This window comes from Shewanella maritima (genome assembly GCF_043643735.1).
GTDB classification, from domain to species: Bacteria; Pseudomonadota; Gammaproteobacteria; order Enterobacterales; family Shewanellaceae; genus Shewanella; species Shewanella maritima_A.
Window position 1 is genome coordinate 140265 of the sequence record NZ_JBHZSM010000006.1, and the last position, 25196, is coordinate 165460.

At 42.0% G+C, this 25196-nt stretch carries 23 protein-coding genes; 9 read left to right on the plus strand and 14 right to left on the minus strand.

Going from position 1 to position 25196, the window contains the following annotated elements; genetic code table 11:
* Positions 1-4: 4 nt before the first annotated feature.
* Together nqrE and nqrF are read left to right on the plus strand one after the other, a co-directional pair.
* Positions 5-613 carry an NADH:ubiquinone reductase (Na(+)-transporting) subunit E gene (gene nqrE, locus ACHUGF_RS09095; RefSeq protein ID WP_394130556.1) on the plus strand — a complete coding sequence of 203 codons (609 nt, stop codon included), beginning with the start codon at positions 5-7 and terminating at the stop codon, positions 611-613.
* A 43-nt stretch (positions 614-656) separates the two neighbouring features.
* Complete coding sequence (nqrF, locus tag ACHUGF_RS09100) at positions 657-1874, plus strand: NADH:ubiquinone reductase (Na(+)-transporting) subunit F (protein ID WP_394130557.1); 1218 nt, start codon at positions 657-659, stop codon at positions 1872-1874.
* A 91-nt stretch (positions 1875-1965) separates the two neighbouring features.
* Here the strand turns inward: nqrF and ACHUGF_RS09105 are convergent, their stop codons facing one another.
* Positions 1966-2289, minus strand: a complete 324-nt coding sequence (locus ACHUGF_RS09105; protein WP_394130559.1) for a Fis family transcriptional regulator — start codon at positions 2287-2289, stop codon at positions 1966-1968.
* Between the two features lie 54 nt (positions 2290-2343).
* Positions 2344-3087 (minus strand): Rossmann-fold NAD(P)-binding domain-containing protein, encoded by a 744-nt coding sequence (locus tag ACHUGF_RS09110; protein WP_394130560.1) that lies wholly within the window; start codon positions 3085-3087, stop codon positions 2344-2346.
* A 333-nt stretch (positions 3088-3420) separates the two neighbouring features.
* Here ACHUGF_RS09110 and ACHUGF_RS09115 point away from each other — a divergent pair, with 333 nt between their 5' ends.
* Positions 3421-4092, plus strand: a complete 672-nt coding sequence (locus tag ACHUGF_RS09115) for a nitroreductase family protein (RefSeq protein WP_394130561.1) — start codon at positions 3421-3423, stop codon at positions 4090-4092.
* Positions 4093-4114: 22 nt separating this feature from the next.
* Positions 4115-4912, plus strand: coding sequence for an FRG domain-containing protein (locus tag ACHUGF_RS09120; protein WP_394130562.1), 798 nt, complete (start codon positions 4115-4117; stop codon positions 4910-4912).
* Positions 4913-4915: 3 nt separating this feature from the next.
* On the opposite strand, the gene ACHUGF_RS09125 is transcribed toward ACHUGF_RS09120, so the two are convergent.
* The 4 genes from ACHUGF_RS09125 to ACHUGF_RS09140 all read right to left on the minus strand — a co-directional run bounded on the left by ACHUGF_RS09125 (position 4916) and on the right by ACHUGF_RS09140 (position 8237).
* Positions 4916-5131 (minus strand): TIGR02450 family Trp-rich protein, encoded by a 216-nt coding sequence (locus tag ACHUGF_RS09125; protein WP_394130564.1) that lies wholly within the window; start codon positions 5129-5131, stop codon positions 4916-4918.
* 329 nt (positions 5132-5460) lie between these two features.
* The gene (locus tag ACHUGF_RS09130; RefSeq protein WP_394130566.1) at positions 5461-6102 is read right to left on the minus strand and encodes an HAD family hydrolase; all 642 of its coding nucleotides are present in this window, start codon (positions 6100-6102) and stop codon (positions 5461-5463) included.
* Between the two features lie 50 nt (positions 6103-6152).
* Positions 6153-6746 carry a CIA30 family protein gene (locus ACHUGF_RS09135; RefSeq protein ID WP_394130568.1) on the minus strand — a complete coding sequence of 198 codons (594 nt, stop codon included), beginning with the start codon at positions 6744-6746 and terminating at the stop codon, positions 6153-6155.
* A gap of 117 nt (positions 6747-6863) precedes the next feature.
* Positions 6864-8237, minus strand: a complete 1374-nt coding sequence (locus tag ACHUGF_RS09140; RefSeq protein ID WP_394130570.1) for a DUF4397 domain-containing protein — start codon at positions 8235-8237, stop codon at positions 6864-6866.
* 221 nt (positions 8238-8458) lie between these two features.
* Between ACHUGF_RS09140 and ACHUGF_RS09145 the strand changes: the two genes are divergently transcribed.
* Complete coding sequence (locus ACHUGF_RS09145) at positions 8459-9652, plus strand: endonuclease/exonuclease/phosphatase family protein (protein WP_394130572.1); 1194 nt, start codon at positions 8459-8461, stop codon at positions 9650-9652.
* 88 nt (positions 9653-9740) lie between these two features.
* Here the strand turns inward: ACHUGF_RS09145 and pepN are convergent, their stop codons facing one another.
* The 6 genes from pepN to ACHUGF_RS09175 all read right to left on the minus strand — a co-directional run bounded on the left by pepN (position 9741) and on the right by ACHUGF_RS09175 (position 16410).
* Complete coding sequence (gene pepN / locus ACHUGF_RS09150) at positions 9741-12326, minus strand: aminopeptidase N (protein ID WP_394130638.1); 2586 nt, start codon at positions 12324-12326, stop codon at positions 9741-9743.
* 227 nt (positions 12327-12553) lie between these two features.
* Entirely contained in the window at positions 12554-13147 is a 594-nt protein-coding gene (gene lpoB / locus ACHUGF_RS09155) for a penicillin-binding protein activator LpoB (RefSeq protein ID WP_394130574.1), read from the minus strand.
* A gap of 47 nt (positions 13148-13194) precedes the next feature.
* Positions 13195-14556: a COG3014 family protein gene (locus ACHUGF_RS09160; protein WP_394130575.1), complete on the minus strand. Its 1362-nt coding sequence runs from the start codon at positions 14554-14556 to the stop codon at positions 13195-13197.
* Positions 14553-15137, minus strand: a complete 585-nt coding sequence (gene def, locus ACHUGF_RS09165) for a peptide deformylase (RefSeq protein WP_394130576.1) — start codon at positions 15135-15137, stop codon at positions 14553-14555. The genes ACHUGF_RS09160 and def overlap by 4 nt, the downstream gene beginning before the upstream one ends.
* 73 nt (positions 15138-15210) lie before the next feature.
* Positions 15211-15423, minus strand: a complete 213-nt coding sequence (locus ACHUGF_RS09170) for a SlyX family protein (protein WP_394130578.1) — start codon at positions 15421-15423, stop codon at positions 15211-15213.
* 30 nt (positions 15424-15453) lie between these two features.
* Entirely contained in the window at positions 15454-16410 is a 957-nt protein-coding gene (locus ACHUGF_RS09175) for a WD40 repeat domain-containing protein (RefSeq protein WP_394130580.1), read from the minus strand.
* 211 nt (positions 16411-16621) lie between these two features.
* Here ACHUGF_RS09175 and fkpA point away from each other — a divergent pair, with 211 nt between their 5' ends.
* Both fkpA and ACHUGF_RS09185 read left to right on the plus strand, forming a co-directional pair.
* The gene (gene fkpA / locus ACHUGF_RS09180) at positions 16622-17368 is read left to right on the plus strand and encodes an FKBP-type peptidyl-prolyl cis-trans isomerase (protein ID WP_394130581.1); all 747 of its coding nucleotides are present in this window, start codon (positions 16622-16624) and stop codon (positions 17366-17368) included.
* A gap of 221 nt (positions 17369-17589) precedes the next feature.
* Positions 17590-17961 (plus strand): YacL family protein, encoded by a 372-nt coding sequence (locus tag ACHUGF_RS09185; protein ID WP_394130583.1) that lies wholly within the window; start codon positions 17590-17592, stop codon positions 17959-17961.
* Positions 17962-18159: 198 nt separating this feature from the next.
* Here the strand turns inward: ACHUGF_RS09185 and ACHUGF_RS09190 are convergent, their stop codons facing one another.
* Positions 18160-20076 (minus strand): methyl-accepting chemotaxis protein, encoded by a 1917-nt coding sequence (locus tag ACHUGF_RS09190; RefSeq protein WP_394130584.1) that lies wholly within the window; start codon positions 20074-20076, stop codon positions 18160-18162.
* Between the two features lie 324 nt (positions 20077-20400).
* Here ACHUGF_RS09190 and dinB point away from each other — a divergent pair, with 324 nt between their 5' ends.
* Positions 20401-21474, plus strand: coding sequence for a DNA polymerase IV (dinB, locus tag ACHUGF_RS09195; protein WP_394130640.1), 1074 nt, complete (start codon positions 20401-20403; stop codon positions 21472-21474).
* Between the two features lie 283 nt (positions 21475-21757).
* On the opposite strand, the gene ACHUGF_RS09200 is transcribed toward dinB, so the two are convergent.
* The gene (locus ACHUGF_RS09200) at positions 21758-23218 is read right to left on the minus strand and encodes an aminoacyl-histidine dipeptidase (protein WP_394130585.1); all 1461 of its coding nucleotides are present in this window, start codon (positions 23216-23218) and stop codon (positions 21758-21760) included.
* Between the two features lie 174 nt (positions 23219-23392).
* Here ACHUGF_RS09200 and ACHUGF_RS09205 point away from each other — a divergent pair, with 174 nt between their 5' ends.
* A complete protein-coding gene (locus ACHUGF_RS09205; protein WP_394130586.1) occupies positions 23393-24928 on the plus strand; it encodes a M17 family metallopeptidase in 1536 nt (511 codons plus the stop codon).
* Positions 24929-25196 lie beyond the last annotated feature (268 nt).

Below are 25196 nucleotides of genomic sequence, written 5' to 3' on the forward strand. Positions count from 1 at the left end.
TCAAATGGAACATTATATTAATTTATTTATCCAAGCTGCGTTTATTGACAATATGGCGCTGTCGTTTTTCCTAGGGATGTGTACTTTCTTAGCAGTGTCTAAAAAGGTGTCAACCGCCTTTGGTTTAGGTATTGCCGTGATTGTGGTGATGACCTTAGCTGTGCCATTAAATCAGCTTATCTATGTCAATTTCATTAAACCTGGTGCTTTGGCTTGGGCTGGCTTGCCTGAACTTAATATCAGTTATTTACAGCTGATCACCTTCATTGGTGTGATTGCGGCGCTGGTGCAGATTTTGGAAATGTTCCTTGAACGTTATATTCCGACTTTGTATCAGTCGCTCGGTATTTTTTTACCGTTACTCACAGTGAACTGCGCGATTTTTGCAGGGGTTATTTTCATGGCTAACCGTGATTACACCCTAGGTGAATCTGTGGTGTTTGCATCAGGCAGCGCGGTTGGCTGGGCGATGGCCATTGTGTTGCTAGCGGGTTTACGAGAAAGAATGAAGTTCCATGCTATCCCTGATGGCCTACAGGGGATCGGCATTACCTTTATCACAACTGGGTTAATGGCATTAGGCTTTATGTCATTTGCGGGTATTTCGTTGTAAGGCTTGCCTTACTTCTTAATGCATTAAACAGAAGGTAGATTGAATGGAAATGGCAATTGGTATCGGCATGTTTACCACTGTGGTATGTCTGCTGGTCATGGTGATTTTGTTCGCCAAAAGTAAGTTAGTGAATACCGGTGATGTCACCATAGGTATTAATGGTGATAGCGACAAAAATGTGCGCACGCCTGCAGGTGAAAAACTATTGGGCGCGTTAGCTGGGCAAAGTATCTTTATTCCGTCGGCTTGTGGTGGCGGTGGCACTTGTGGTCAGTGTCGTGTCACAGTTAAGTCTGGTGGTGGCGATATTCTGGCTACTGAGCTTGAGCATATCTCCAAAAAAGAAGCCAAAGAAGGCTGTCGTTTGGCGTGTCAGGTTGCGGTTAGAACCGATATGGAGCTGGAAGTCGACGAAGAAATCTTTGGTGTGAAAAAATGGGAGTGTGAGGTTGTTTCTAATGAGAACCAAGCTACTTTCATTAAAGAGCTGATTTTAAAAGTGCCAGAGGGCGAAGAGGTCTTGTTCAAAGCGGGTGGTTATATTCAGATTGAAGCGCCTGCACATCATGTAAAGTACAGTGATTTTAACATCCCTGAACAATACCGTGATGACTGGGAAAAGTATGAGCTCTTCAAACTAGAGTCTAAAGTGGATGAAGACGTACTACGTGCTTACTCAATGGCAAATTACCCTGATGAAAAAGGCTTAATCATGCTCAATGTACGCATCGCAACGCCTCCTTCTGAAGGCTTACCTCCGGGGCAAATGTCGTCGTATATCTTTAACCTAAAGGCCGGTGATAAAGTGGTCATTTCAGGCCCATTTGGTGAGTTCTTTGTCAAAGAAACTGACGCTGAAATGGTGTTTATTGGTGGTGGTGCGGGTATGGCGCCGATGCGCTCACATATCTTTAATCAGTTAAAGAGTGTCAAAACTCAACGTAAGATGAGCTTTTGGTATGGTGCACGCTCTAAGCGTGAAATCTTCTATCAAGACCACTTTGATAAGCTAGCTGAAGAGAACGAAAACTTCGAATGGCATGTTGCTTTGTCTGATCCACTAGAAGAAGACAACTGGACTGGCTACACAGGCTTTATTCATAATGTGCTTTATGAGAATTACTTGAAGCAGCATAAAGCACCAGAAGATTGTGAGTTCTATATGTGTGGCCCGCCAATCATGAACTCATCGGTGATTAACATGCTGGAAAGTTTAGGTGTTGAGCAAGAGAACATCTTACTGGATGACTTTGGTGATTAGTTAAAGTATTCAGCTCTATAAAGCCCGCTCAGCCATGTGCGGGTTTTTTTATGTTCCTATTCGCAAACCTCTATAGCTTGAGCCTTACTGCTCAATTCCCACCATGGTTTGATTCACAGGCCGCTTCAGAGTCAAATTGAATATGCTTAGCAATATTTTTTAGTTCAATACCATTCTCTGATAGTTTGCTTTGGATTTGATTGATGAGTGCTTGCTTTGCTGAAGACTGAATAAATTGATTTAAGTGTGTTTGAGTATCAAATACACAAACAATAACTAGGCTTGCTGGGAAGTTCGTATATTTTACCTTGTGTGTTAACCATTGAAAGTTATCCACGTTATCAAGTGCCCAGTGGCAGGCTTGGGTAAGTGTTTCTCTAAGTATGTTATCTTGTTTTTTATCTGTCTTACGCATAGTTCGGCCCTAAGAAAAGTAACAGTAATGTGCCGTTTCAGTTAATATCAGCCCCTATTCAGTTGAGTACAGCTGATGCATTTGCTTGTTGCTAATGACTTGAAACCGCTCTGGGTTTGTCTCTGTATGTAATAACATTGCATTAGCGACGGCTTGTGCCGTAATGGGTTTGTATTGTTGTAATGGCCCAACAAACACGCCAGAAAAAACGTTAAAAACTGACTGACCTAATGCTTCTAAAAAGCGGTGCTCATCGCGTTTACCAATCAACAAACTAGGCTGATAAAAATATATCTCAGCGAGAGGTAAATCCATCAATGATTGTTGTACCTCACCTTTCACTTTGTTGTAGAAAATTTTTGAATCAGGATCTGCGCCAATGGCGGTGACAACTTTAAAATGTTGTTCTCGAGCGCTATCTGGTAAATATTCAGCACTTCTCAATATCATATGTGCAAAATCAATCACCGCAGTTTTATCCACTTTTATAAATTGTGTTTGGCTACCCGCTTTTTTGATTGTGGTACCTAAACAGCAATAAGCATGATTGATGAATTCGGGAAGAGTCACTTGTGGAAACTCATCAAGTTCGGCCTGAATAAACACTAACTTATTTATTTGCCCAGAGCTAAGAGGCTGTGAGTTATTGAATCTAGGCTTGGTTTTGTGATGCTCAGAAAACCATTCGGGTAATCGGCGACCAATGACATACACGGTCTTATATTCTACTTGCTGTAATAACCCGATTAACAGGTGTTGGCCGATTAATCCCGTCGCCCCGACTATTGCTGCATTCATAAACATCTCACTCTTTGTTACTGCTTCCGTTATTGCTTTTGTAATTGTTACACCTACAAATGCCGAGTGAAGTCTTGTTTGGTATTAGCTGTTTGATATTAGTTGTTGGCTATGAGTCACTTGCAAATGAATGAATATTCTACCAGTAAAGAGGACTTTTTAAGGAGTACCTTTACCAATACAGTCATATAACATCAAGCATCTACGTTGTTTCAATGAATTGGGATAAAGCGTAAGTCATAGCGGGATGACAAAATCGTAGACTTTCAGGCAGCCTTTGCTAAGTTAATGGCAAAACAATAACTAGATTAGTTAAGCCTACAAGGACAGAATATGAGTGAACAACACTTACCATTAACGGACTTTATTGAGTATCCCCAACAAGAAATGCTGCAACGTGCGCAAGATAATTATGAGCAAGTAAAACGTCGTCACTCAATTCGTAAGTTTTCTGACAAGCCTGTACCGCGAGAGATTATTGAGCAGTGTATTCTTGCCGCAGGTACTGCACCTAACGGCGCAAACCACCAACCGTGGCACTTTGTGGCGATTAATGATGCTACAGTGAAGTCGCAAATTCGTGAACAAGCAGAAGCCATTGAACAAGCATTTTATGGTGGGCGAGGTGGTGAAGAATGGTTAGATAATCTAAAACCACTAGGCACTAATGCCAACAAGCCTTATCTGGAAACTGCGCCGTGGTTAATTGCGGTATTTACCAAGAAACGCAGCGAAGATAATGGCGAACAAAAACAAAATTACTATGTGCATGAATCTGTTGGCATAGCGACCGGTTTTTTACTGCAAGCTTTGCATCATGCTGGTTTAGGTACCTTAACTCATACACCGAAACCCATGAGTTTTTTATCTAAAGTATGTGGTCGAGATAATGATAATGAGCGCCCATATATGTTGATCGTGGCGGGTTACCCTGCAGACGATGCTACCGTGCCAGCGCATGCGCTGCAAAAGAAGTCATTAGAAGAGATTAGTGATTTTTTATAAGTTTAGTTAAATGGAAACATCAGTGACAGAAAAGAAATGTAAATCGCTAAAAGAACTTGAAGATGAAGTCGAAAAGATCAAACAACGTGTATTGGGTTGTTTTAACGACTTTCCTAGTGTTCCTGCACCAGTGTTATTTCGTGGGCAAGCAAATTCTGAATGGAAGCTTGAGTCAACACTGGAGCGATACGTTTCAGGTCACCGTTATTCAGTTGATGAATATAATCGAGTCCTCTGTGCAATAGCCCCTGCAATATCGGCATTTACTGAAAAAGAATGGAGCTTATCAACGGAAGACTATGAGATTGATTTTGTTACAAAGCTCCCTCCGAACTGTGAGTTTATGAGCTATGTAAGACATCATGGTTTTCCAACCCCGTTGATAGATTGGACTCAATCTTTATATGTCGCGCTGTTTTTTGCATTTCAAAATGCTCAAAAAGACTGTGATGTTGCCATCTATTGTTATTACGAATATTTAGATTCTGGTAAATCTGGTACTGTTGGTAATCCTGAAATTGTAAATGTTGGACCTTATATCAACAGCCATAAACGACATTTTGCTCAACAAGGGCAATATACTTTTGCTGTTGAAAAAAGCTTGAAGCAGTGGCGCTATTGCTCACATGAAGATGCATTGAGAATGGTTTTTACTCCTGGCCAAGACAGTATCCATAAGTTGGTTTTACCGGGCAACTTAAAAAAAGAAGTTCTAGAGAAGCTTAATGAGATGAACATTAATGCTTTCACTTTGTACGCGAGCGAAGATGCGTTAATGGATTCTTTGGCATTTAAAGAAATTACTTTGAAAAATAAATAATAACTAATGCCAGCCTTGTTTCCATTCGCTGGCATTTTTTAATTGCCGCCATTCGATGTGGCTTTCTTGATTGTTATATTCTGCGCGAATAATGCAATCGACAACCTTCTGATTCTCATCATATTCCACTTTGACAACGCTGAAGTGCTTGAGCTTATTTAATGGCTTGATGCGTGTCCATTTACTGTTTAATAGTTTTTTGGGGTGAATGGGGTTCATTGTAATTAACCTGATATCGGTAAAAGGAAGTGCTATTGATTTTATAGTGTAGAGCTATACCTAGCTTTACGTTTCTAACGAGATAATTTTGTTTAGTTCAAGGCGAAGTTACGCGTCAATAGCGAGTCTATTGCAAGTAGCTTCAACACAGAAGTAGGCAAAAATAGCCGTTAGAAACCGATTTTTTATACCGAGCTCAGGTTAACTATCCAATCAAAAGGCAAAAAAAAGGCTTACAGGGTCGGAGTAAGCCAAAGTGATGATAAGAGATGTTGAATCATTAAAATATACGAGGCTGTGGGCAAATTAGATCACCTTCAATTTCATTTTTATCTGTTTGTTATTTCAGCTTTATCATTTAATAGCTTTTGATGTAGCTGTGATAGTGACATGACAACAACATCAGCTTGATGTTGATATGGTTTTTCTTGGCCATGATTAATGAAACAAGCGAGCATATTTGCGTTGTGGGCGGCTTGAATGTCAAACAAATAGTCACCCACATAGATGAGGTTCGCACTAGGTAATTGCCATTGCTTAGCAATAGCGACTAGCGCATCAGGTGCTGGTTTAGGGGCATAATCATGCCGAGTGATCACTGTGTTGATGTGTATGTTATTTTGTTGAAGTTTTATTTGGCTCGCTTGGACGCAATTACGCGTGACGATGGCAGTAGGTATTTGAGCTTGTTCTAGGAAATTGAGTAGATTATGCACACCCAATATGGGTTTGGCATTCTCGGCGTCTTTGAGCTCATGTTCGAGTACAATATCATTTGCCTGTTGTTGTTCATCAAACGGCAATTGTTCAATAAAGTGCAATAGATCGATAGATTCAGGGCAGCATATCTGCTTTTTTATATTTGCAAAGTTGAGACTGGACTCAACTAAGGTGCCGTCCAAATCAAAAATGACACCTTGTATGTTTGCTAAGGTTGGTGCTTTTTGATGCTGGTTTACCTTATTGTTCATGGTGTTTCACTCATTTTTTTTCACTCTTGCACAGCGGGTTATTTTCCCCATTAAGCATTCCCATCACAGTGATAAGATAAAGACAGTAATTCAATGGCGAAAGGACCTTGTTGTTTTGCGGCAATGAGTATGCCTACTGCGTTTATTTCAGCAAAGTTTATTGGTTGCTCAGTTACGATTCTGCGTCCCCTGAAGCCTAATTGGAAGTCACTAGCGTTAAATCGATGCTCAGTTATTTGCTGTGCTTGGGTGGTAAATTCTGCAATGTAGGCCTCACCATAGAGGTTGTCTGCGGTTTTTAAGCGTAACTGGTAGCGTTTTCCATCCCCTTTTACGGTCAATTGTAATTGGCATAATGCTGGAATCGTTGCGGTAGCGGCTCTAAGAGGAATGAACTCAATTGAGGCAAAACCGCCATTGTTATCCAGTGACACATTACCTTGAAAGCGTCCCATTGAAGACAGTGTTTCATAGTGGCTTTTCGATACACCACCCATTACCGTGTCGTTTGATATGCGCCAAGTTGAATAAGACTGTGGATTAGAGAAATCAATAATCATCGATTGAGCCTGTAAATAGCTAGGAAGCATAATGAGTAAGAGTAACAGTTTTATCTGGGATTTGCCGACAAGTAAGATAGTCATAAAGCTTACCTAAAAAGGCGGCTTATATCGGGGTGATAATAAGCCGCAACGGGTCAGACGGAGAAAAGTCTAAACGGGGTAAAGCTCCCTCTTAAATGAGGGCAGCAATAAATAGGATTACTCCATAGAAACAAAGTCATCCATTAATACAACACCAAAAGGTGCACCACCGCCCATATTGTCAACGGCTGCAACACCATAAATACCACCTGCTTCTAAGGTGACATCAAGTGGGCCAATGGCCACATCTTTGGTGCCAGCCACTGCCACAGAAATAGTGTAGTTACCAGGAGCAATTGATAGGCTGCCTGAGGCTGTTTTAAAAGGTATGTTAGTCAAAGCGGGTGTTGCTTCACTAATGTCGGCACTGGCTGTTAAATAGATGTCCACCTCAGGTGCAGAGTAGGCACTGTGCAATACATTTAACTTTGCTTCAGTAGCAACGCGGCGTGTATCTTCCATAAGGACCAGTGGTTCAATCATATCGTCAGTTAATGAGCCCACCGCAAAGGCGCTGTAGCTCATGCCAAGCATTGGTTCTACTGGTGCGGCATCGATTACCACAACACTGTTATCAGCATCTGCGGCCACGGTCACTGTGTGAGGGCCCTCAGGAATGTTCAAAAAACCGGTGACAGACTTGAATGCTAGCATATCAACTGCTGGTGTCATTGCACCATCCAATAATACATCGACTTCTGGTGCGTCAGCCACGGCATGGATGACACGTAAATCTGCGCCAGAATTGACATCGTTGAGCAGTACTTGAGCATCAGGCAAAGAGACATGTAATGCAACAGGAGACATACCCGACCATGTATTTGGTATTGCTGAAATGAGGTAATCAGCCATGTCGCCTAAGGCAACAGTGCCTGAGTCATAAACCACCTCTTTGCTACCTGAAGCGGTAATACGAATTTGGTAGTCACCAGCCATAACTGAAAGCTGGTCGCTGTTATCCATGTAATCTGCTGAAAGGGTGGCGTCCATAGTTGATATGTTATCACCTGGTGCTGTCACATAAATATCGACTAAGCCAACACTTGGTGTTGCATGTAATACTTGCACTCTGGCATAGCCACTGGCAATTTCTTCCATTGGATTAGCTATCAGTTTAAGCATTAAGCTTTCATCAGCTACGCCACCAAGAGCAACCGCTGTGTACTCCATATCTGCTTCGGTAACCAATTGTGCATCTAGTACCATTGCAGTGGTTCCGTCAGCTAAAATAGCATCAACGGCGACATCATATGTTGCTGAGTCAACTTGGATTAAGTTGCTGGCCATTGCATAGTCTACGTCATTGAGTAATGCTGCACCGTTGGCTGTCACATTAACCATTGGGGCATCGCTGCTGGCATGAATAACTCGAACATATGACATTTCCATTGGGTCATCTTGGCTAAGTACTACGACATCATCATCGTCATCTGAACATGCACCAAGGGTAATTAGAGATGCGCAAAGCGCAATGGAGTACATCCTTTTCATGAGTATTTCCTCTTGTGTGACTGTATCATCAGCCATAAGTAGTTAGTCATCGAGATTGGTATACGCAGCGAAATTTTTAATAGTTCAAAAAAAAAGCCATTTTTATAAGTGATAGCTAAAGTAATACGTCAGTGAATATATAAATACCACCTTAAAATTAGTGACTTGTGTTAAACTGAACAGCATCAAAATAACTGAAAATATTTGTCTTGGAGCATATTATGGGGGACTCAGCAGTAAGTTATGTGATTCAAGAAAGGCAATCATTGGCGATCGCTAGCATCAATTTATTTAATTTTATTGCACCGCCAAAAGCGTTCTATGACTTTGAAAATATATACTCCAATGCTCAGTGGAAAAATAAGCAGGGTTGGTTAGCCGATTTTATTAAGATGGCTGATGCCGATGTTGTCGGTTTTCAAGAGGTGTTTAGTCCAAATGCACTTGAGGCACTGGTGTCATCATTAGGTTATCCCTATTTTGCAGTCGTCGATGAGCCCCAAGTCATCACTGATTATGTTTATAAAAGCCCCGTGGTAGCCATTGCCAGTAAGTATCCCATTACACAAGTTCAATCCGTTGCGGCAGATGCCCAAATTTGTGCACAAATGGGCTTAGCATCTGAGTTTCAATTTAGCCGTAAACCTCTGCGAGCGACGATTCAACTCCCCGTTATCGGGAGTTGTGATTGTTACGTGATTCATTTTAAATCCAAACGAAATCAACTGGATAAATCAAAGCCATTGGCTACCACTTTGCTCCATGATGAGGCTAAATCTGAAGCGGAATTATCTGAACCAACCACAGCCGTTACAAATCTAACTGGAGCGGCGGAGTTTGTTGCTGAACAGGTATTAGGACGTTGGGGAGCCAGTTTACAGCGTGGCAGTGAGGCAAGCTTGTTGTATCACGCCATGGTGCAACGCCGGTTTTTAACACAGCACCCGTTTGTACTAATGGGGGATTTTAATGATGATCTTGTCAGTGATTTGTTTTCTGCATTTAGGCAGTCTTCTAGAGTGTTTCGCTCAGATATAGAAGATAAATCATTAGCGCAATTATCTGATGTCGCGCTTAAAGCTGAATTGCAACTGTATGGCTTGTTTGACAGTTATGAATTACATCAGTCAGCCAGCCGATGTAATAAGACCCTCGCTCAGGATGAGTTTGAAACCAGTAGCCATTATGAAAACGCCAACCTTAAACGCCCAGCGACCCACTACTATGGCAATACAGGCTCTGTATTAGATTACATATTAGTCTCGAGTGAGTTTAATCATGCAGGGTTGCAGAACATAGCGCAAATTATTGATTATCAAACCTTTGATAGACACTTAGTTAAGCCAGATTATCAACGAGATAAAGACAGCACTGACCATGCGCCAGTAATGATGACATTCGAAATTCGAAGTTAAGCTAGTAAAAACTAACCTAAGTCAAAACGAAAAAAAACACACCTTACTGGTGTGTTTTTTATTACTCAATAAAAGATGAATATTCTGATTAGGGTTGAGTTAGGGATTTCATTTGCACGCAGCGATACTCTTGTTGTCGAGTTTCAAGTAACGCCCTGACTGTCATCGCTGACAAATTGTCAGCATCATTAATGATAGCTGTTAGTGCTTCAATACTCTCGGCACTGCAGGCTTGAGGTAACATACTGCGATTAAAAGCACGCATAAAGACAGCGCCGAGCTGATCATACTGGCCAATATTATTGAGCCGTTGTTGAGCCGTTTGCTGGCTTAATCGTTTTTGTTCTGCAGGATACATGGCATTCATCGCCACCCGCTTTTTCGAAAAAGCGAGGCTGTTATCATGTTCAATAGCATGTAGCCATTGTCTCTTAATGGCTGGATCTGGACGGATTACCTCGGCTGCTATTGCCGCCTTTTGGCCTGCATCACTGTTGTCTCGCAGTAACTCTGCTTCAATTAACTGCTTGCTGCCAGAGTATGCATATCGGTTAAGCTGCTTTATTAAAGACCAGCGTATATCTTGGTGGACTTCCAAGCCTTTAATCTTAGCCTTACCAGAGAGAATATCATTCAAGTGAGCTAAAGAACTTGGATCTTGAGCGAAGCGGGTGTATGCATCGAACCAGCGGCGCTGAAAGTCTGAGTTGTCTCGGTTTTGCATTGTCATTCTTAGGCTCATCTGTCCTAATGCGCGGCTGACTTGTGCAGCGTACTGCTGATGGCTTGGAGCCATTAAGTTAAGTGAAGCTTGAGCGCGATAGAGATTACCAATCACTTGCCCGAGTATGGTGTAATCGTGTTCTTTTGGCGCATTGATCAAGGCGACATTAATGAATTGCTCTATACCAGTGCGGCCATCAACCACGCTATCCCACATACTTTGCCACAGCATAGAACGGAGCAGTGGATCTTCAACCCGACTTAATTGCTGTTTAGCTGTTTCAAATGATCGCTTGTCTAATTCTACTTTGACAAAGCCCCAGTCATCTAAGTTGGGATAAACTAAATCAGGGCAGACATTACCGATTAGTTGCGGGACTTCGGTTGACTCTCCCTGATATGTGACGGCGACCTTTCGACTCTTATAGACACCGAGGCTATGTTGGAAAAATAAGCCCAATTGCACGCGTTGTTCACGTAATACTGGGTATTGGTCATTGTTGATTGATTGCAATAAGCGAAACTCGCTAATTCTACCATTACCACACACATACTCGGCTTTGATAGTATTCACACCGGCTTGATATAGCCACTCTTGTGTCCACTGAGTTAAGTCTCGGTTGCTGGCATTAGCTAAACTGGCAATAAAGTTATCAAGGGTGGCATTTTGGTAGCTGTATTGCTTGAGGTAATCACGTACACCTTGTCTAAATACATCCTCACCTAATAAATGACGAAGCTGATTTAGCACAGATGCGCCTTTGTGGTAGGTGATAGCGTCGATATTATCAAAGGCATTGTGGCTTGTGGGGACTGGCACTTCAATCGGGTGCGTCGTGACCAAATTATCTTGATGATATGCCCGCTGCTTACCTCTGGCATAAAAGGTACGCCATGCGTGGCTAAACTCTGTCGCTTCACTGGTCGCGAGGGTACCCATAAAGGATGCAAATGACTCATTAAGCCATAAACCATTCCACCATCTCATGGTGACTAAATTACCAAACCATTGGTGCGCCATTTCATGCATGATCACCCCAGCTAAACTTTCTTTTTGTGCGGCTGTCATTTCGGCTTTATGTAAAAACGCACCTTCAGCAAAGGTAATAGCCGCGGCATTTTCCATTGCACCGTAGAGGAAATCAGGCACTAATAGTTGGTCATATTTTTTAAAGGGGTATTCAATATCAAAGTAATGTTCGAAAAATGCTAACCCTTGATGAGTGAAGCTAAACCAATCTTCAGGTGTCACTTGCTTGGCAACGGATTGACGAGCAAATAATCTCAGTGGATATTTCCCGCTGTCATCTTGCCACACATGATAAGGGCCTGCATGAAGTGAGAAGTTATAAGGGCTTAATTTAGGCGTTGTTGGGAAAAACCAAGTGTTGTGTTCATCACCTTGTTCTATGCGTTGTTCACGAGTTGCTGAAATTACATGCCAATCTTTGGGAGCTTCGACTGATATTTCAAAGGTGGCTTTCAGATCGGGTTGGTCAAACACGGCAAAAATCTGCTGAGCAGCTGCTGGTTCAAAGTGAGAGTACAAGTACACTTGGTCATCTACAGGGTCGACAAATCGATGCAAACCTTCGCCGTTTGTACTGTGTTCTCTGCTAAAACTGATTTCAATTTGGTTACTGCCCGTGACTAATAATCCCGGATTCAAAGTAAAATATGCGCCATTGTAATTGGGGTAAATACGTTTGCCATTGATGATAAACGAGTCGACTCTGGCTTGATTCAAATCAAGTGTTAACGGTGCAGAGGTGCTGGCTAAATCGAAGTTGACTATGGTTGTGGCTGAAAACTCAGTGTCACCAGTTAAAGTAAACGCTAACTGATAAGCCACATTAGACACGACTGCGGAGCGAGACATTGCTTGCGCTTGGGTAATATTACTGCTGCCGTCACGCGCTTGAGGATCTTGGGTGGTAGCCGTGCAACCCATGAGTAGTTGAGTTGCTGCGATAAAGGCCAGAGATATGCTGACAGCCTTAGAACTAATTTGACTTGTGATAGTGCTGAACAATGACACTGATATCATCCTGATAGGCATAATTTAATTGCGAATAGAGTACCAAGTTAAGCCATAAAAAAAACCGGCAGCGGCCGGTTTTTTTTACTTAAAGCTTGTGAAGATAATCAACATTCATTGATAGTGACAAAATGTGTCATTTACAAACCTAGGAATGAGCGCGTTTTCGCTTTGCGGATTTCTTTTTCATCAGACCATTCAATTAAGCCTGTTTCTAAATCCATCAGGCGCATCGTCATTTTGTAGTAAACGTCAGTTGTGCTGCCTTCTTGTTTCACAATGCTTGATAGGTTGCCATAAAGCATGTATTGCGCACCAATTTGACGACCAAATTGGATAGCGGTTGTTGGGTCAACCATGCCTGAATTGTTTTGGTAGTCCAGTTGCTTACGCACAGACTCAACACGAGTCATATCAATAAAGCGGAATTTACCTGAACGTAGTAACTTGTTGCTGATTGAGTCTGTCACTGATTCAGTATCAATGTGCTCAGAGGTTTTGTTCTTGATTGAGTCGACAAAGATAATTGGGCGATCATTTTGAGTCAGCATCATGACAGGTGGGAAGGTCAACATGCTGTCAACCATCTTAGCCGAAATAGCTTGTAGGTCAGTAGAGCCAAAGTTCTCGTTGACAGTTTCAACTTCTGAGGCGTCACCGTATTGAACCTTGCTTTGACAAGCAGATAAGCCGATAACCGCGGCCAGTACAAATATCAGTTTAAAATGTTTCATAATTGATTCCGTCAAAGATTCTGTTGTGATTAAGGATAAATAAAAACTTAAATAATTATTGAATAAAACCGGCTTTGATTACCAGTTTCTATAACCCAAATTAATGTTGCTCGATTAGGTTGTACTTCAATTTCTGTTGCTGTGCCTGGCCGCAATTGAATATTGTATTGACCCGCGTCGACAAACTTACGTGCAATTTGCGCTTCTTGCGGCAATGTCAGCCAGCTTCGGCGGTCTGCCTGCTCAGTAATGACGTTGAATATCTGCATTGCAATGGCACCAAAATCGTTATTGTGGTTGCCATGCTCACCAGCCACCTTTCGATTCATTTCAGCCTTAGCGTAAACTCGAGCTGCCTGCCTTACTAACGCCGCTGGTAATTCCTCTTTAAGTGCATTGTAAGCCAAGGCATCTATATTAGCGATAGGTTCAGTGCGTAAAACTGTGCCAAGTCCTTGAATATTGCTGTTAGTCATACTCTGACTTTGACCTGGGTAGGTGGCTAACGATGCGGTTTGAATATTGCCATTGATGGTAAAAGGCACGGTAAAACTTTGCTTAACTGGCGCAAAGCCTTTTTCTACCACAAAAACGACCTGACCTTGACCCTCTTGCATTGTGGTTGCTTCACCCCAGCGCTTTTTAAACTCTTGGTATTGTGGCATGGAAAGCTGTTTGGCAAGTCGCACAAGATCTTGTTGAAGGTATGTGTTATTTGGAGTGATTTGTGCAGCTTTGCGGTAATCAATGTAGGCATCATTCGGTTCACCTAATAGCTCATGTAATAAACCTGTAGTGTAAAAACTATAGGCATTTAAAAATGAACTGGTGACCGTTCCTGAGGCTTTGCCCAGTCTGTTGACTTCAGTACTGATAGTACCGTTAGCCATTTGTTTTACTGACTCTTGTGATTTGCGATAACGCCTTTCTTCACTGGCTTGTAATTGGTTGCTCCTGCGCACCTCAACTAATGCACCTTGGGGATCGCCGCTCATCAAGTAATTCATGGCCTGATATTGATGCAGCATAATACGCTCATAGCCAGGCCCGCGATAAGGAATGGCATTGTCATTGAGTAAAATACTACTGGCGCTGGCGCTGATGTCCGATGCACTAATCACTGCGCGATCATCGAACAACCGATATGCTGCCATTGCCTGTTGGTAATAGGTTTTGCTGGCATCAAAATCACCGTCAATTTGAGCAATGCGTCCTGCTTCTTGAGCGTAAAGCAGTCCATCATTGCCATCAATCTTGTCACTAATATTATTGACTGGAATGCCCGTTTTAGACTGGTTCAATTGCTGTTTATAAGGTGCAATTTGGGAAGGATAGTTAATGAATACGCTATTCATTGCGCATCCAGTTAACGTTATGCTGCAGACTAACACGGCCCACATTTTCTTCATGCTTGTGCCTCTTGCCCAGTGGCGTAGGTGCCAACTTTTTTAATTTTGGTGCGCTCAAGCAGAGTGATGCCTAATAGGTGGTCGAGCTCATGTTGGAAAATTCTAGCAACAAAGCCTTCAAGGTGCTGCTGAATTTTTTGGCCGTGAATATTTTGATATTCCACCATGACTGTTTTATACCTAGAAATAGAGAAACGTTTATTGGGAATGGATAAACAACCTTCGAGGCCGTCATCTATATCAATACTATGGTAAATAATTCTTGGATTCACCATTAAAGTTGGATTCATTAACGGGGCATCTGGGTAGCGCTCATTAGGCGCTGATGCAATGATAAACACAGCTAAAGGACTAAATACTTGCGGAGCGGCGATACCAATACCATTCGCGGCTTGCATGGTTTTCAGCATCCTGATTGATAACTGCTTCAAGTGGTCATCAAATTGGGTCACCGCCACGGCCTTTTGTGTCAACACCGGTTCACCTGTGGTTGCGATAGGCAAAATATCTTGCTCATCTAACTGGGATGACTTTATGTTAGTCGGTATAAGTTTTGAAATTAGATTTTTAGTAGAAAACATGTGATTGCTTCTTCGAATCTATTCCTATTATATCCATAAAAATATCAGACTTTACCCTAAACCATTAAATAGCTTAATAATGAGGTGGTGGTGTTTCTTCTGCTTGAGTTGCCATATTGCTCGGCTCCATGGCTTTGAGCTTATTGACCAATAGCACCATTTGTTGCTGATGCGTGGCCAGCATCTCATTGAGCTTAATCACTTCTTGGTTTAACTCTTCAATTGTATGATCTTGGAATGCGATTTTGGTTTCGAGTTCAGCGATTTTTTGTGAAACGTCTTGCATGAATACCTCAATAAAACTAAATAAAGCAAGCTAATCAAGGGTAAAGGTTTCTAAAAGACCTTTACTGCTTATGGATAAAACCTTGTCAGCCTGATGCTGTGCCACAGAGTATACTACAGCGCCGCGCACTTTCGTGTTTTTCGTCAACTGTACTTCCCAGCGATTTAAGCGTTTGCCGTTATCAACTTGCCATAAAAACACTTCTTTGGACGGCGTCCCCGTGAGTAAATACTGGTTTTGTTGGGTGAATTTGGCCGCGCTGAAGTTCATTTGTCTACGTTTGATGTTGAGTTGACTGACTTCTGTGGCATCCTGATTTTGCCAAATAGTCCCATTACCCGTGATGTCGGCAGCAAAGCTTAATTTGCCATCATCGCTGAGCGCGATATGGCTAATACGTGAATCCATCTGCCATTGATGAATAGGCTGGCCTGTTTGAGTTTGCCACAGTATTACCTTGCCGGCATTATCTCCGCTTAACGCTAAAGTGCCAGTGGCCATAATGGCGACGCCATTAACCTTCTCTTGATGGCCTAGAAACTGGATCAGACGGTTTTGCAATATTGATAGAGACATAACCGAACCATCAATTAAGCCAACCAGTGTATGGCCATTATCGGCGATGGCAACATGTTGAGCGTAGGCTGGAAGGCTCCACCAACCTAATGATCGGCCATCGTTAATATCCCATATCGCTAATGAGTCGCTGCTTAAAGTAGCCGCATAGCGATTATTGTTCGATATGGCAGTGTCGATGACGGTATTTTGCTGATCTTGACCATGTTGCCACTGATATTTAATTGAATGCTGATGGATGTCCCAAAGCTGTACGCCATTATTGGCTGTGCTGATCATTAATAAGCCGCCATCCGTTGATATATCTGCACTATAAACGGCTTGAGTTGTGATGACTTGAGTATCTTGGGCTTGTGGCTGGCAAGCTGTTAGCCAGAATGCACAAAATATCAGCATATAAATGCGTGGCATGAACTTGCTCCTTTATTTACTGTCTTATTGTGAAAATCCAGCCTTTGGAAAAGTGAATATCTAAATCTTTGTTAATTTACCTTATTCACTTTGGGGCTTGGTATAACCCTATAGTTAGTATAAAGTGGCTTATCAAAATTACATCTAAGCACTTCATTTTTTTGAAGTCACATATATTGTAACCACTAAAAGATGCTGAGGAAGCTTTTAAATGAAATCTATGTATAAATTATCACTTGTGGCATTAGCTGTTGTAGGCCTGACCGCTTGTAATCAAGAACAACAAGTTGAAGCGCCTAAAAAACTTGAAATCACTACTGATGCACAAAAAGAAGCTTATAGCGTAGGTGGTTCAATTGGTTCTTACATGGCTGGTCACATTAAAGAACAAGAAGAGCTTGGCTTAGCTGTTGATCGCGAACTGATTGTTAAAGGTTTTGCTGATGGCATAAATGAAAACATGCAGTTAACTGAAGAAGAGATGCAAACTGTATTACAAACGCTTGATCAAAAATTGAATGAAAAGCGTCAAGCTCAAGCGACTGAACTAGCTGCTAAAACAGTTGCTGAAGGCCAAAAGTTCCTAGAAGACAACAAAGCGAAAGAAGGTGTGACTACCACTGAATCAGGTCTACAGTTCGAAGTGTTAACAGCTGCAGAAGGTGACAAGCCAGTTGCTGAAGACACTGTACAAGTGCACTACCGTGGTACCTTAATCGACGGTACTGAGTTTGATAGTTCATACTCTCGTGGCGAGCCTGCTAAGTTCCCATTGAACCGTGTTATTCCAGGTTGGACTGAGGGTGTTCAGTTAATGTCTGTTGGCTCTAAGTTCAAGTTTGTTATCCCATCAGAACTCGCTTATGGCGAGCGTGACACTGGAACTATTCCTGCTAACTCAACACTAATTTTTGAAGTTGAATTACTTGATATTGAAAAAGCAGCAACTGAGCAGTAACCGCTGAGCAATTTGTTTAAAGGCGCCTTATAGGCGCCTTTTTTATTGGCTATTGTTTGGCTCTGTCATTGCTGCTATTTATTCATCTCATTCCAATTAGCAATGATTTTTATCATATGAAGTAGCACACTAGTTTTATTGGCAAAATTCAGCAGTGCTATTGAGGCAGGTTAGTCGTTAATAGGTTAAAATAGACCTAGACCCGTAATGTTGGAATTGTCATGGAATATGAATTTCGTCGAAATCGCTTAGAAGGGACTGTCTTTGCGCAATTTAGCATGGAGCATGTTGTATTAGGTCGTTGGTTTACTGAAGAGTTGGGCGCTGATGAAGCGCACATTCGTCATATTTTATCGCAAATATTACTTCTGCAATCAGGTAAAAATCAGCAATGGCACCATGTTGGCGGTGATTTAACCATTGATATCGATCGCGAGCAAGTTCGAGTGTATGTCAGTGCTATTGCCGATGAGCAAGAATATGAATTACAAGAGTCGATGTCTGTTTATAATGCTGAATCAGAAGCATATTGCGGCCTTGAAGACTTCGAACGTGTATTGACTGACTGGCTCAATTTCATCAATGAAGCTTAAGTCTTTAAACATTAACTGGTTATTTGGGCCATCACTGCAAATAGCTGTTAGATGGCTAACCGACAATATTGCAAGAGCACTAACTAAAGAATCCTATCTTGTACATACGTCCACAACAGTTATCGCACAGACTCTTATGCTGTGCGATACTCCTGCTTAAAGCTTTGTTTCAATAGCTTTATTTAAATAAATTTTCCGCTATTGCAGCTTAAATTTATCTATTAAGCTAGTTAGTTCGTTGTTGACGCCGCTAATATCAGTATTGGACTGTGTTTGATTTTGTCCGTGGGAATTTAATGTGGTTACCATGTCATGGATTTGATGCATGCTACGGTTTATGTCTTGTATAACAACATTTTGCTCATTTGCCGAAGTGGCAACCTGAGCATTAATGGTATTGATTTCACCCAAATTGTGGCTCATTTGCTGTAGGTTATTGGCGGTGAGTTCCACTTCGCTCACAGCATTAGTGCAGGCTTTCTCGGTATTCTCAATGGAATTGACCACAGCACTGGCTTCCAGCTTTAATTGACTGAGTGCGGTTTCTATTTCACTGGTACTTGTTTGAGTACGGTTAGCAAGGGCTCTAACTTCATCTGCGACCACGGCAAAACCTCGACCTTGTTCACCAGCTCTGGCAGCTTCAATTGAGGCATTTAATGCCAGCAAATTGGTTTGTTCAGCAATGCTGCCAATAACATCAACAATACTTTGTATGCTGCTGGTTTCAGTGTGCATGTTCTGCACATCTGATGCGGTTTGGCGGATTTGCTTGGCGAGAGTGTGAATTTGTTGCTCTGTTTTCTGTATCGATTGTAACGATTGTGCGCCGCTTTTATCAACGTTTTGGGTCAGTGTCGTTGCGCTTTGGCTGTGTTCAACAACTGTGATAGCTGAGTTAGATAGTTGCTCAACTGCCGTTGCAATTTGCTCAGTTTCTTGGCTGTGACTGGATAAAATCGCTGCGCTACTATCACTATATTTTTTGAGATCATTTAAGCCAGAAGATAGCTGAATCGTGGCACGCTGAATTTCTTGCATCATGCTTTGTAGTTGGTCAATGAAGCTATTGACGCCTTGTGCAATTAAACCAAGATCATCTTGGCTATTAACTTGTAATCGCCTGGTGAGATCGCCATTGCCTTGTGCCAACTCAGTCGTTAACTTCTTTAAAGCCAAAATAGGCTGGTAGAGTTTATTTAACAGTAATAATAACGTCACTAACGCCAGTAGCAGTACGCCTAACATCATCAATGCCAGAGTAATGCTCGCATCGGTTAACTCTGCAAATGCAATTTTCTCGTCTATAGTTATCACCATAAACCATTGCTGCTGGTTCAGTAGTGGAATGGCTTGAATAGCGACTAATTTATCGGTACCCGCAAGATCTATGTATTGTAACTGGCTATTTTTTCCAGTGTTTATCTTAGAAAAGAGTTGGTTAAGTTGGGGCTGTTCAGATAAATGGGTTTGCTTGTCAATATGGGGGGAATTAGAAGCTAATATCAAACCATCTTGGTTGACGATAAAACCTGTCGCACCTTCAATTTCAGTTAATGAGTCTAATTGTTGCTTTAGAAAGTCAAAGCGTAAATCAGCCATAATAATGCCGCCCTCTATTGGGTGCATCACACCAACCATAGGGACTTTTTCTGTACGGGTAAAAAACACGTCACTGATAGATGTCCCTGTATACTGTCTCCCTTTTTGGTACCACGGTCGAGTTCTTGGATCATACTTGTCTTTCTGTCCAACCCCATTAGGGAAAGATTCAGAAGGAATAGAAACAAATGAGCGGCCATCATCAAAGCCGACAATGACTTTTGATACGCCACCTAACTTTTGAGTGTATTGAGTCATGGCAACATGATCTAGTTGCTCTGTGGTTTGTTGATAGATGTTAGCCAGCTGACTCACTGCTTGCGCCGTTTGGCTAAGAGAGCGATTGATTTTAATGACTTTTGTTTCGATTTGATGATGTATCTCGCGCTGTAGTGAAGAGGTAATTTGTTGCTTAAGTAATGAATGGGTCACTAGGCCACTCACTATCAGTGCCAGAATGAGCAAAAAACTGTAGGACAGCACTAAGCTGCCTTTAAAACCCAGTTTAGACATAATCTATCCTTAATTGTTTATTTGTATTATTTATTTTTGGTTTATTTTAAGTGTATGCATGTCGGTAAACTGGTATCTAGTTCAATAATTTGATTATTAACAGTTTCTAAATTTGATTTTACTTTTTGAGTATATGGCTAAGTTGGGTAGGTATAATTCATTTGTCTTACAAAATAGCTTGTATTCCTTCATGACGTGGCCTATTAAGGGGGGGAACAATAAATTAAAGCATTACCTTGGTAGTGCAATATTCAAGTTGGTAGATATTGTATACTGTTTATTTATACAGTACCATTGGTTAATACTGTGCCAGATAAATTGCTTATGCGTAAAATCATTCACATTGACATGGATTGCTATTTTGCAGCTGTAGAGATGCGCGACTTTCCTGAGCTGCGAGATAAGCCTATTGCGGTTGGCGGACGCAGTGATCGTCGAGGGGTGATCAGTACCTGTAATTATCAAGCTAGAGAGTTTGGTGTGCGCTCTGCGATGTCTAGCCACCAAGCATTATTGTTATGTCCTGACTTAGTATTAGTGCCCGGCAGAATGTCTGTTTATAAAGACGTCTCGCAGCAGATCCGTGAGATTTTTAGTCGATACACATCAATTATTGAACCCTTATCATTGGATGAAGCCTATTTAGATGTGACGGATACAGAGCAGTGTCAAGGCAGTGCGACATTAATGGCCCAAGCCATTCGAGATGAAATTTTTAATGAAACCGGGTTAACAGCCAGTGCAGGGATCGCACCGGTTAAGTTTTTAGCCAAAATTGCATCAGATCTAAATAAGCCCAATGGTCAATTTGTGATAACACCAAATCAAATAGATGAATTCGTTAAAACCTTACCACTTAAATCTATTCCTGGAGTGGGTAAAGTCACAGCCAAGAAGTTACTCGACCATGGTTTAAGCACTTGTGCTGATGTGCAGCAATTTCCTAAGGCTAAATTAGTTGCCGCCTTTGGTAAATTTGGACATGTAATACATGAACGTGCGTTCGGTCGAGATGAACGCGCCATCAGCCCAAATAGAGTGAGAAAATCTGTTGGTGTTGAAACCACATTAGCTAAAGATATTTATACACTCGCGCAATGTCAGCAAGTGATGCCCCAGTTAATTCAAGAGTTATCAGCCAGAATGCAGCGAAGCGCCAAAGAGAGAAAAATACATAAGCAGGTAGTGAAAATAAAGTTTAATGACTTTAAGCAAACGACGATGGAACATCGTAGTGATGAACTTTCAGTGAATCTGTTTTCAAGTTTACTGTCTGAAGCCATTCAACGGGCAAATGGTCGAGGTATCCGTTTACTGGGGGTCAGTGTTGGACTCGCTGATGAAACCGTGATGCAACAAGACTCTCAAGCTGTGTCTCAGCTTGACCTACCTTTATAATGATACCAATCAGCACAAGTATGTGGACATGCTTACTGGTTAAAATCGCTTATAACTTCGTTAGAAATTTTGAAGATAGAACAACTGGTTAGCTGCAATTTGAGCCTTGTGCTAAGCGATTTTCCCTGCATGATTTCTGCTCACTTTTTTTATCCCGATTGGTATGACAGAGAGCTTTGAATACACGATTGCTGAAAACGCCTTAAGATGAATAAAAAAGGCTGCAATGTGCAGCCTTTGTTTTATCTATTTGTTTACTGAGTCGGTTTATATGCTGACTCGATTAGCCTTTCGCAGGTATACGCTCAAGTACAGCTAACAATAGCTCCCAATATTGGCCAACAGTAGTAATGTTAACCATTTCATCTGGGCTGTGCGGGTAGCGAATCGTCGGGCCAATTGAAACCATATCCATGTGTGGGTAAGGCTCCTTAAATAAGCCACATTCTAGACCTGCGTGGATCACCATGATTGTCGGGTCTTTCTTGTAGATGTCATTGTACGTTGCACGAACAATTTCCATGACAGGAGAGCTGTTGTCTGGCTTCCAACCTGGGTAAGCACCGCTAAACTCAACACTTGCACCTGATAGGTGACAAATAGAAGTCAGCATACCTTCAATTTCATCCCGACCAGAATCAATAAGTGAGCGGATCAAGCATAAGATTTGTACTTCTTGCTCGTCAGTACTGATCACGCCAACGTTTAGAGAAGTTTCAGTGACGCCTTCTACTTCATCACTCATACGCATCACCCCATTCGGGCAGGCATTTAAGATATCAATTAAGGTGTTTTGAGCTGCTTCTGTCATCACTTTGGCAGGCGTATCGATGCTTGTTAACGTCAACAACATATCAGGATCAGCAATAGCCAGTTCTGCACGGATAAGCGCTTGGAATTGTGCAATAGCAGCTTCTAAGTTTGCTACTTTGTCAGTCGGTACCATTAAGCTGATGCTAGCTTCGCGTGGAATAGCATTTCGCAAAGAGCCACCGCTAAACTCAACCAACTCTAGTGCTAAATCGTCGGCATGGTTAAATAAGAAGCGTGCCAGTAATTTATTTGCGTTACCACGACCTAAGTGAATATTGACACCAGAGTGGCCGCCTTTTAAACCCGATAGCGTAAGGCTAAAGCTACTCATTGATGCTTCTGCTGCTTGCCAGCTCATTGGCACACTGATTTGACCGTCAACACCGCCAGCGCAGCCCATGTAAATTTCGCCTTCTTGCTCCGAATCAGTATTGATCAAGATGTCAGCATCTAGCACACCTGACTGTAAGCCAAATGCGCCTGTCATGCCGGCTTCTTCATCTACTGTTAGCAGCACTTCGATTGGACCGTGTTTAATGTCATTGCTGGCTAAAACCGCTAATGCTGATGCCATGCCAATACCATTGTCAGAACCTAGCGTAGTACCTTTAGCTTTAACCCATTCGCCATCAACATAAGCTTCAATTGGGTCTTTTTCAAAGTCATGCTCTTTGTCAGCATTCTTTTGCGGCACCATATCGATATGAGCTTGAAGTGCAACGACTTTACAATCTTCCATACCTGCAGTAGCAGGCTTTTTGATGATCAGGTTTCCAACTTCATCTTCGATGACTGGTAAGCCTTGAGATTTGGCCCAATCTTGAATGTGTTGAGAAAGTGCTTGCTCGTGCTTAGAAGGGTGGGGAATTGAGCAAATTTGTTCGAACCATTGCCAAAGTGGCTGCGGATATAATTGGTTTAATGCTGTCACTGGAAGTTCCTCAAAGATTGACTGATTTATCCGTTTGCAGGAGGCACTTTAGCACATTTAATGTATGAACTTGTTAACTGGCAGTGCATTTTCAAACAAATAGGATTGGTTTAAAGCCCATTTTTTGTAAATATTAGTTCACCAATTGCTATCAACTCTTATGAAGGATTCAACATGTTTCAGAGCCATATCGTCGACGTCACGACACAACAAGCTATTTTTGAAGGGGAAGGTTGGGATGCAGTAGTAGTGATAACGCCATCAATCACCGCAATTGAGCAGGACGAAATAAAGCTATTAGCGGAACATGCAGCCACCATTGATCAGCGTGTGGGTAAATCAGCCACTTTGTTATTTGCTCCAGGTTTAGCTGGAGGGCGTTTGATCATTGCACCTGTGGCAAACATTGATGATGAATATGTAGATGTGAGGCAATACGGCCAAGCGGCCAGACAGGGCATTGATATTGCAAAACAAGCAGGTGCAGTAAAGCCATTGTTAGTGGTATGTGCGAGCGATGATGCTCGTTTTGTGCAAGCAGCCAATGTGGCCGCTTTGGCTTGTGGCCAGCAATTATGGCTACCGTTAGAGGCGCGGGAGGCAAATGATCTAACGCCATCCATACAGCAAATAGGTTTATTACACACAGGTGCAAATGCTCAGCAGTTGAATGCCCTAGAAGCGGGTAGAGTGTTAGCACGTGATCTTTGTGGCACAGAGCCTGAGCGTATGAGTGCGATTAACTTTGCGCAATATTGTGTAGATGCTCTTGCTGATTCTGATTTATCAGTATCTGTTATTGAAGATAAACAACAGTTGATTAATGACTATCCTCTTTTAAGTGCAGTTGGTCGTTGCTCATTTGACGTGCCTCGTCATCACCCTCGTGTGGTTAAAATTGAATATGTGCCTGACGGAGAAGTTGAACACAACATTTACTTAGCTGGTAAAGGTGTGATTTATGATACCGGCGGTGCAGATTTGAAAATTGCTGGGGCGATGGCGGGAATGAGCCGTGATAAAGGCGGTGCGGCTGCGGTGGCTGGCGTGATGAAAGCCTTATCGATTCTAAAGCCGAAAGGTGTGCGTGTGGTTGCACAGTTAGGTTTGGTACGTAATAGCATAGGCAGTGAAGCGTTTGTGACTGACGAAATCATCCCAAGTCATGCAGGTGTGCGAGTGCGTATTGGTAATACTGATGCTGAAGGTCGATTAGTGTTAGCTGATTTATTGTCACACCTTAAACAAGATGCTCAGCAAGCGAATAATGCTCAGCTTTTCTCTGTTGCGACATTAACGGGTCACGTGGTGCGCTGTTATGGTGGTTATACTGCGTTAGTCGAAAATAGTGTCGCCCGCCAACAAGCCGTGGCACAGAAGCTTCAAGTTTATGGTAGTGACTGGGGTGAACCGTTGGAGCGCTCATTCTTACGCAAAGAAGACTTTGACAAAATTGCTGATAAGAATGGCGTATGTGATGTTATTTCATCAAATAATGGCCCTTCATCAGTCACCACCCGCGGTCATCAATTCCCCGCGGCATTTTTGATTAAAGCTTCAGGGCTTGAGCAACACGGTTGCAGTTCATCACAACCCTTAGCTTATACCCATGTGGATATTGCCGGTAGCGCAACAGAAGGTGATCCTTTATACGGTAAACCGACAGCAAACCCTGTGGTCGCGTTATACCAATACATCATTGGCCAGTAACCAGCTTGGTTGCACCATAAAACAGCATTAAGCACGTTTTTCGTACAAAAAGAACAAAATCATGTTTCAACAATGTAAATTCGCAACCAGTTTTGTTCTTTTTTTGTGGTTTTTATATCCACTTTTGTAGTTAACTTTCCATTTTCAGCATTTTTGTGACTTTTTTCAAATTAAAGCTTGTAATTAAATTACCAATTTGTATAATTGTTTTCGTTGAGAGGCACTTCTCTCAATTCTAGTGTTATCCAGGATGGATAAAATCTCCAAG

Coding starts and splice junctions, on each gene's coding strand:
- nqrE (WP_394130556.1), top strand. CDS start 5: ATGGAACATTATATTAATTTATTTATCCAAGCTGCGTTTATTGACAAT.
- nqrF (WP_394130557.1), top strand. CDS start 657: ATGGAAATGGCAATTGGTATCGGCATGTTTACCACTGTGGTATGTCTG.
- ACHUGF_RS09105 (WP_394130559.1), bottom strand. CDS start 2,289: ATGCGTAAGACAGATAAAAAACAAGATAACATACTTAGAGAAACACTT.
- ACHUGF_RS09110 (WP_394130560.1), bottom strand. CDS start 3,087: ATGAATGCAGCAATAGTCGGGGCGACGGGATTAATCGGCCAACACCTG.
- ACHUGF_RS09115 (WP_394130561.1), top strand. CDS start 3,421: ATGAGTGAACAACACTTACCATTAACGGACTTTATTGAGTATCCCCAA.
- ACHUGF_RS09125 (WP_394130564.1), bottom strand. CDS start 5,131: ATGAACCCCATTCACCCCAAAAAACTATTAAACAGTAAATGGACACGC.
- ACHUGF_RS09130 (WP_394130566.1), bottom strand. CDS start 6,102: ATGAACAATAAGGTAAACCAGCATCAAAAAGCACCAACCTTAGCAAAC.
- ACHUGF_RS09135 (WP_394130568.1), bottom strand. CDS start 6,746: ATGACTATCTTACTTGTCGGCAAATCCCAGATAAAACTGTTACTCTTA.
- ACHUGF_RS09140 (WP_394130570.1), bottom strand. CDS start 8,237: ATGAAAAGGATGTACTCCATTGCGCTTTGCGCATCTCTAATTACCCTT.
- ACHUGF_RS09145 (WP_394130572.1), top strand. CDS start 8,459: ATGGGGGACTCAGCAGTAAGTTATGTGATTCAAGAAAGGCAATCATTG.
- pepN (WP_394130638.1), bottom strand. CDS start 12,326: ATGGGTTGCACGGCTACCACCCAAGATCCTCAAGCGCGTGACGGCAGC.
- lpoB (WP_394130574.1), bottom strand. CDS start 13,147: ATGAAACATTTTAAACTGATATTTGTACTGGCCGCGGTTATCGGCTTA.
- ACHUGF_RS09160 (WP_394130575.1), bottom strand. CDS start 14,556: ATGAAGAAAATGTGGGCCGTGTTAGTCTGCAGCATAACGTTAACTGGA.
- def (WP_394130576.1), bottom strand. CDS start 15,137: ATGTTTTCTACTAAAAATCTAATTTCAAAACTTATACCGACTAACATA.
- ACHUGF_RS09170 (WP_394130578.1), bottom strand. CDS start 15,423: ATGCAAGACGTTTCACAAAAAATCGCTGAACTCGAAACCAAAATCGCA.
- ACHUGF_RS09175 (WP_394130580.1), bottom strand. CDS start 16,410: ATGCCACGCATTTATATGCTGATATTTTGTGCATTCTGGCTAACAGCT.
- fkpA (WP_394130581.1), top strand. CDS start 16,622: ATGAAATCTATGTATAAATTATCACTTGTGGCATTAGCTGTTGTAGGC.
- ACHUGF_RS09185 (WP_394130583.1), top strand. CDS start 17,590: ATGGAATATGAATTTCGTCGAAATCGCTTAGAAGGGACTGTCTTTGCG.
- ACHUGF_RS09190 (WP_394130584.1), bottom strand. CDS start 20,076: ATGTCTAAACTGGGTTTTAAAGGCAGCTTAGTGCTGTCCTACAGTTTT.
- dinB (WP_394130640.1), top strand. CDS start 20,401: ATGCGTAAAATCATTCACATTGACATGGATTGCTATTTTGCAGCTGTA.
- ACHUGF_RS09205 (WP_394130586.1), top strand. CDS start 23,393: ATGTTTCAGAGCCATATCGTCGACGTCACGACACAACAAGCTATTTTT.